The 7,209-nt window shown below is 65.1% G+C and carries 2 protein-coding genes; both read left to right on the top strand.

From position 1 onward, the window contains the following. The first annotated feature begins 103 nt into the window (after nt 1-103). Nucleotides 104-2,653 (top strand): LuxR C-terminal-related transcriptional regulator, encoded by a 2,550-nt coding sequence (locus ACFU5V_RS38470; protein ID WP_378706105.1) that lies wholly within the window; start codon nt 104-106, stop codon nt 2,651-2,653. 182 nt (nt 2,654-2,835) lie between these two features. Beyond that, nucleotides 2,836-6,618, top strand: coding sequence for a beta-propeller fold lactonase family protein (locus ACFU5V_RS38465; protein ID WP_378706103.1), 3,783 nt, complete (start codon nt 2,836-2,838; stop codon nt 6,616-6,618). Nucleotides 6,619-7,209 lie beyond the last annotated feature (591 nt).

The raw sequence follows: 7,209 nt of genomic DNA, 5'->3' as shown, positions 1-7,209 counted from the left end.
GTCACCGGTCAACACAAACTCGCCATCACGCCCGAAATCCGCCACTACAACACCATAGGTAATTACAGCGATAATTTCCGGACCGACACACTAGGATTGCACCGTGGACGGTGTCTGGCCACTTATTGGCAGGGATGAGGAACTACGGCGCATCTGGGCGGCCGTCGAAGGCTCTGGTGATGGCTCTGGGGTTCTTGTGGCGGGCGGTGTCGGTGTTGGCAAGACTCGGTTGGCGAGTGCCGCCGTCGCCGTACTTGCCAAACGGCACGCCGTCCGGTGGGTCACCGCTACGGCCTCGGCCCGAACACTTCCGTTGGGAGCGTTTGCTCAATGGGCGCCGATCTCTCAGGCCGACCCGATGATGGTCATCCATACCGTCATCACAGCGCTCACTGCCGGCGACAGGCCCGTAGTCGTGGCCGTTGACGACGTTCACCTGCTCGACGACCTGTCTGTCGTCGTCATCCAACAGCTCGTGCAGCGCGGCCTTGCCAGGGTCGTGCTCACCCTCCGCAGCACAGAACCGGCCCCCGACACCATCACCACGCTCTGGAAAGACGCGTTCCTCGCCCGACTCGATTTAGATCCTCTGGGCGAGAACGACACTGAACGCTTGCTTTCGCAAGCGCTCGCTGGGCCCGTCGCCCCCGCAACGGCGGCCGAAATGTGGAACCTGACCCGCGGCAATGTGCTGTTCCTGCGGCATCTCGTTCGCCAGGAACGGGACGCCGGACGGCTCGTCAGCGACGTCGGCATCTGGCGGTGGACCGGCGAACCCGTCGTCTCACCCACCCTCGCCAAACTCATTACCGGCCAGCTTGGTTCGCTGACCGAGGACACCGCAGAAGTCCTCGACTACCTCGCGATCGGCGAACCCATCGACGGCACGGTGTTGGAAATTCTCACCAGCCCGCATGCGGTCAAGGAAGTGCATTCCCGCGGACTCATCGACATGACCAGCGACAACGGCGATATCGACGTCCGCCTCAGCCACCCCCTCTATGGTGAAGTCCGTCGCAGCACTGGAAACCTCCTACAACTGCGCCGCCTGCGCGGTCGTCTCGCAACGGTCCTGTCCACCCGCGCCGATCCGACACCCGCAGCTTTGTTGCGACGGGCGGTGCTCACACTCGAATCCGACCTGCGGCCCGACCTGGGGCTTTACCTCTCCGCCACTGCCACCGCACTGCGGCTCCACGATGCTCCCCTCGCCCTTCGTTTCGCGGATGTCGGGCACATATCCGATACCGGCTTTCAAGGCGCGATGCTGCACTACTGGGTGCTCAATAACGTCGGTCGGGCACAGGACGCATTCACCCTGCTCGAGGCGCTCGATCAGAACGCGCTCACGATCGAGGAGCGAAGACGACTGTCCGTCATGCGAGTCGGCACCCTCTGCTGGAGCCTCGGCGATCCGGAACGGGCGAGGCAAGAACTGGCAATCGCCAAGTTAGCGCCCCATAATCACACATCATCCGAGCTAGCCGCATTCGAAGCACTCCTCGAGTCAGTGCAAGGCCGACCGGAACACGCGATCGCCGCAGGAAATGTGGTGTTTCAGGCTGCACCGAGCGATATGGCATTCGTGCTCACCTCCTGCGCCCTTGTCATTGCCCACGGCTACTCGGGACATGCCGCCAAGGTATTTCCGTTGACCAAGCGGGCCTCCGCTTTGGTCGCAATATCTAGTGATGCTTCCGCGCTGGAGTACGGGATCGTCTACTTCCACATCGAGGCAATGTTCATCGCGGGGTACCTTCAGGCCGCGGAACAAGTCATGACCCAGTTTGTCGACTATGCCGCGCACACTCCGGGAACCATAGGTTTGTTCGTGTCGTTGCTCCACAGCTACGTTGACCTGTCCCAAGGTCGTCTGAGCGCTGCGCTCGAGGTTCTGAACAGGGCGAATCGCGAATTCGGTACGACCATGTACGACAGGTCGGCTGTCGTGAGCTGCCGGGTTTACCTAATTCTCGCGTTATCACATCGCGGCGACGGGAAACGCGCAGCGAAGCTGGTGCGCGATCTCGACACGTTGAATCCTTACGGCTTCCTCCGATCAGCGTGCACCCTCGCCAAAGCTTGGGCTGCGGCCGCCCAAGGGATGATCGCCGATGCAATCCGCCTCGCCCGGAATGCGGCCGTGATCGCGGCCGATCGCGGCCACTTCGGCCAAGAAACCATGTGTTTGCAAGCCGCATCGCAATTCGGCGATCGCACCACCGCGCACCGGCTGAACGAGCTCACAGCCCTCGTCGACGGTCCTCGCATTCACGCCGCTGCACTGCATGCCAACGGCCTGACCAGCGTCAACGGCGAAAAACTCGCCGAAGCCTCACGACTGTACGAGGAATTCGGTGACATCGTCGCAGCGACCGATGCCTCGGCGCAAGCCGGAACTCTCTTCCGTGAACAGCAACATCATGGTTCCGCACTGACAGCCATCGAACGTGCCAGGACGCTGGCAGGCACCCACCGCGGACTCGACACCCCCGCGCTGCGCCGGGTCGGCGAAACCACTCCACTCACGAGGCGGCAGCGCGAAATCGTCGCCCTCGTCGCCCAAGGCTTCACCAACAAAGAGATCGCCGGACGCCTCGGCGTCTCCATCCGCACAGTGGAAGGCCACCGCTACCACGCCAGACTGCGCTGATCGCGCGTCGCCGCAATTACCAGAAATCGCGTAGTCGACTACGCGGTTCAAATCCGCGACTGAGCGTGACGATCATTGCTGTCGCATCCAACTCGAGAAGCGCTTCGAGGCGATAAGCAAGCCCAGCCCCCGGAGGGTGCGTCCGGACTGCAGTTCGAAGCGTCCTCATGGAGGAGTAACTCATGAATACCGACAAGCACCTCAAGCACCTCGGCGAGCTGGCGGTGGCAGTGGGCATTGGGCTTGCGGTCGCGCCGGTCGGCACAGCGGTGGCAGCACCGTCCGTCGGAGACTCGTCCACGTCGTCGAGTTCCGATTCCTCCGACCAGACATCGTCCGACGGGAGAACCACGGACCGGTCCACGGACGGGACCTCGTCGGACAGGACGTCATCCGGCGCATCCCGAACCGACTCGGATTCGTCGAGCGGAGGATCCGGATCGTCGACGACCGACGACTCGACCACGGATTCACAATCCACGTCCGGCACGGATTCGCAATCCACGACGGGCACCGAATCCACGTCCGGCACCTCGAACGACGACGTGACCGGGTCCGGCGCGACGACACCCGGCACCCCTACAGCACCCGACTCCACGACACCCGACAGTTCGTCGGTTGTGAACGGCGGTGAAATGCCGAACTCGGGCACGACAGCAGACGAGTCCGAGCCAGTCGGATCGAGTTCTGCCGCCACGGCACCGGCCACGATCGACGAGTCCGGTGCCGCGATCGCGCCGGCCGACCGGCCTCCGGCACGAGCGGTCACCGAGCAATCGGATTCGTCCGCGTCACCGGCACAAGTCCAGGGTCACGACAGCGCACCTGCCGGCGACGCCAGTGCGCCGATCCCGCCGACCATCCCGGCTACGGACAGCTCCGGCACCGCTCTCGCCCCTGCCATGGCGGAAGACCCGGCAGCACGCGGACCCGTCCCGGACGCGACAGCAGCGATTTCGGAAGCAGTTCCGGCGACGGCTCCCACGAACATCACGATCGAGGCGACGACAGCCCCGACGCGCCCGGTGCCCGACACCCGTGTCGATGGGCCGCAGCACGGGACGCAGGCATTGGCCCCGTCTCTCCCCACCGCGGCGGTGGACGTCGCATCCAATGTCGTGTCGAAGGTGCTCGGCGCCCTCGGGCTACGTCCGTTCCTGTCGAATGACCCGCAGGTACCGATCGAGTCGCCGACGTTCTGGGCGCTGGCCGCGGCATGGTGCCGTCGGCAGGAGAAGGTGTTCACCACCGACGCGAATCCAACGCTGGCTGCCGCGCCCGTCACGACCAGCGAGCCGATCGAATCGTTCGCCGTCGCGAGCACCGAATCCACCAGCACGAACGCTGCATCCGCTGCCGGGCCGATCGTCGATGTGCCCGACCGCAGCACCGGTTCGGTGCTCACCTCGATCAATTCGTTCGATTACAGGGTCACAGGATCGCCGAGCCGCGGAACGGTCACTGTGGACGACGCGACCGGCCACTTCATCTACACCCCCACCCAGGCAGCGCGCCAGTTGGCCGCTCTGGACCCGAGCACCGATTACAACTCGTTCGACTCATTCACCGTCACCCCGATTTCCGGGCACTCCGGCAACCCGGTGACCGTGCAGGTGCCGGTGTCTGCGGCACGGATGCAGGTCGCGCAGTCCATTACTGTCGGTTCCAACCCATCGGGTGTGGTGTCCGCCGACACCATCTCCGGCACCAAAACCTATGTGGCAAACCAGGGTTCGAAGAGCGTATCCGTGCTCGACGCAAATAACGCCGTCGTCGGCTCGGTGACCGTCGGCACCTCGCCGACCGGTGTCGCGGCCAACCCGGCCGGCACCCGGGTGTACGTCACCAACAGCGTCAGCGGCAACGTGTCGGTGATCAACACCGCCAACAACACCGTCGTCGCCACCGTCAAGACCGGCACGACTCCCAGCGCCGTCGCGGTCAACCCCACCGGCACGCGCGCGTATGTCACCAACAGCAGCAGCGGCAACGTCTCGGTGATCAACACCGCCAACAACACCGTCGTCGCCACCGTCAAGACCGGCACCACACCCAGCGCCGTCGCCGTCAACCGCGACGGCACCCGTGTGTATGTCACCAACCGCAGCAGCAACACCGTCTCGGTCATCGACACTGCCAACAACACCGTCGTGGCCACCGTCAAGACCGGCACGACTCCCAGCGCCGTCGCCGTGAGCCCCGACGGCAAACGTGTGTACGTGACCAACCGCGCCGGCAACAGCGTCTCGGTCATCGACACCGCCAACAACACCCTCGTCGGCACCGTCGCCGTCGGGTCGCGGCCGACCGACGTGCGGGTGTCCCCCGACGGGAGCGCAGCCTATGTCGTCTCCGATCCGGACACGCTGACCGTCATCGACACGCGCACCAACACCGTCGTGTCCACACTCTCCTTCGACTCGCCCACCGAGTCCGGCGACCATTCCATCGTGCTCAGTGCCGACGGTTCCCGGATGCTCGTCACCGATGCGGCCGACGGGCGGGTGCGGGCCGTGACACTCACCTACGTGAACTCCGCACCCACAGCAAGTTGGACGGCCGGCGCACCTCGGCCGTCCGACGGCGCGGTCCTCGTCACCCTCGTCGACCCCAAAGACCCGGACGGCGACCCGGTCACCTTCTCGAACACCGCGCCCGGGTCCGGATCGGTCCTCTCCGACGGCTCGACCTTCACCTACATCCCGACCGTCGCCGCCCGCGACCTCGCCCTGCAAACGCCGGGAGAGGACGCCGACCACTTCACCATCGCCCTCGCAGACGGCCAAGCAGTGACGAACATCGTTGTCACCGTTGCGGTCTCACCGACGCAGGTTCCCGATGTCCTCGAGGTCGACTCGACATCGATCCCGGCGGAAGGCACCCCGACCGGCGCGGTCCTCGTCGGCGACCGGCTGTACGTCGTGAGCGAAGACGGCTTCGTTCAGGTCGTCGACCGCGACACCAACACGGTCGTCGGGTCGCCGATCGCGGTCGACTGGGCGTCGTCGAACATCGCGGCCGCCCCGGACGCGGACCGGGTGTACGTCAACAGCCCATGGGCCGGCACCGTCTCGGTGATCGACACGACCACCGGCACCGTCGTCGACACGATCTATCTGCCCACGTCCCCGGACTTTCAGGGCTATTCCCTGGCGCAGGAGCTGATCGTGAGCCCCGACGGGACACGCCTCTACGCCAGCGGTGAGGACGGCACCGTGTCGGTGGTCGATACCGCAACGAACGACGTGATCACCTCCCAGCCCCTCGGATACTTCACCGATCTGGCCGTCAGCGAGGACGGAAGTCGCCTGTACGGCACGAGCGGCGCGGGCATCTCCATGACGTCGTCGGAGCCGGCCGCGTCCGTTACCGTGATCGACACCGAATCCATGACGGCGATCAGCACCCTGAGAGTCGGGCCTGTGTGGGACCACACCCGCTCGAGCAGCGAGTTCACCGATGTCACCAGCAGTGTCGCGATCAACGCGGACGGCACCCGAGCCTATGTCACGTACCACGTCAGCACGGTGGAGCGCGCCAGCGGCGGCTACTCCAACGGATGGTTCATCACCGACGAAACCGGACAGACCTGGCGCGTGACGGGCGGATACGAGGTCGTCACGGTGATCGACGTCGACCCGTCCAGTACCACCTACGGGACCCAGCTCGCGACCGTCCGGCTGCCCGCGGGAGCACAAGACGTGGCTGTCAGCGCGGACGGCGATCTGCTGTATGTCTCCGGCGCGGACGGCCGGACCGTCTCGGTGGTCGACGCCTCGACATACGCCGTCCTCGGCACCTTCGTGACCGACCCGGACGGCTCGACCTCCGGGTCGTACGGACCCTACCGAGTCCTGCTGGTCGATCCGGACACCGGCACGCTGTACGTCACCGACTACGCGGACGGCAAAGTGTATGCCGTCACCGGCGCACCGGGCGGCGCACCCGCCGCGGTGCTCACGTGACCGAACCGACACTCCGGATGACGTGAACGGCCCCGATCCCGTGAAGGAGCGGGGGCCGTTCCGTCGGCACAGGTAGAGCCCCACCGGCCGCGCGCGAACGGGGCGACATGAACGAAGGTCGGCAGGCGCGTTCTCCTCTGCCGGCCGGCGAGGTGCGCAACCTGACGCAATCCGGTTGAGCCGCCTTGCTGGGAGGCCGACCTTCTGAGACACCACAAGGGATTCGATCATCGAAACCCTTACCATTGGTGTGCCACTCCCTCCTCCTCGTTGTTTGGGCTGCCGGCTGTCGGGTTGCCGATTATCGTGGGCTGCGCCCCCGACGACATCGCCGGCCACTGCACGTAGAAGGTGATTCAAACGGACAGCTTCGTCCATCTGGCGGGAGACAGCTGGAACTTCTGGTCCCCATTTCCACCCGCCGTAATTTCCTGGCTGATCGATGTAATGGGCCAGCTTTCGCGGGCGGGAATTATCCCCGGCGGCAGCTGAGTATCGAGTCGTGCCGCAGTGACGGCGGTATGCGCACGCGAGAACGTGGACGCTCGATGTCGACCAACCTGGAAACGGAAGATGTCGCCGGTTGCGGAT

The sequence above is a fragment of the Rhodococcus sp. NPDC057529 genome, from assembly GCF_042802055.1.
Taxonomy (GTDB): domain Bacteria; phylum Actinomycetota; class Actinomycetes; order Mycobacteriales; family Mycobacteriaceae; genus Rhodococcus_F.
Note: the sequence above shows the minus strand (reverse complement) of the source record. Positions and strands in the feature narration are given on the sequence as shown.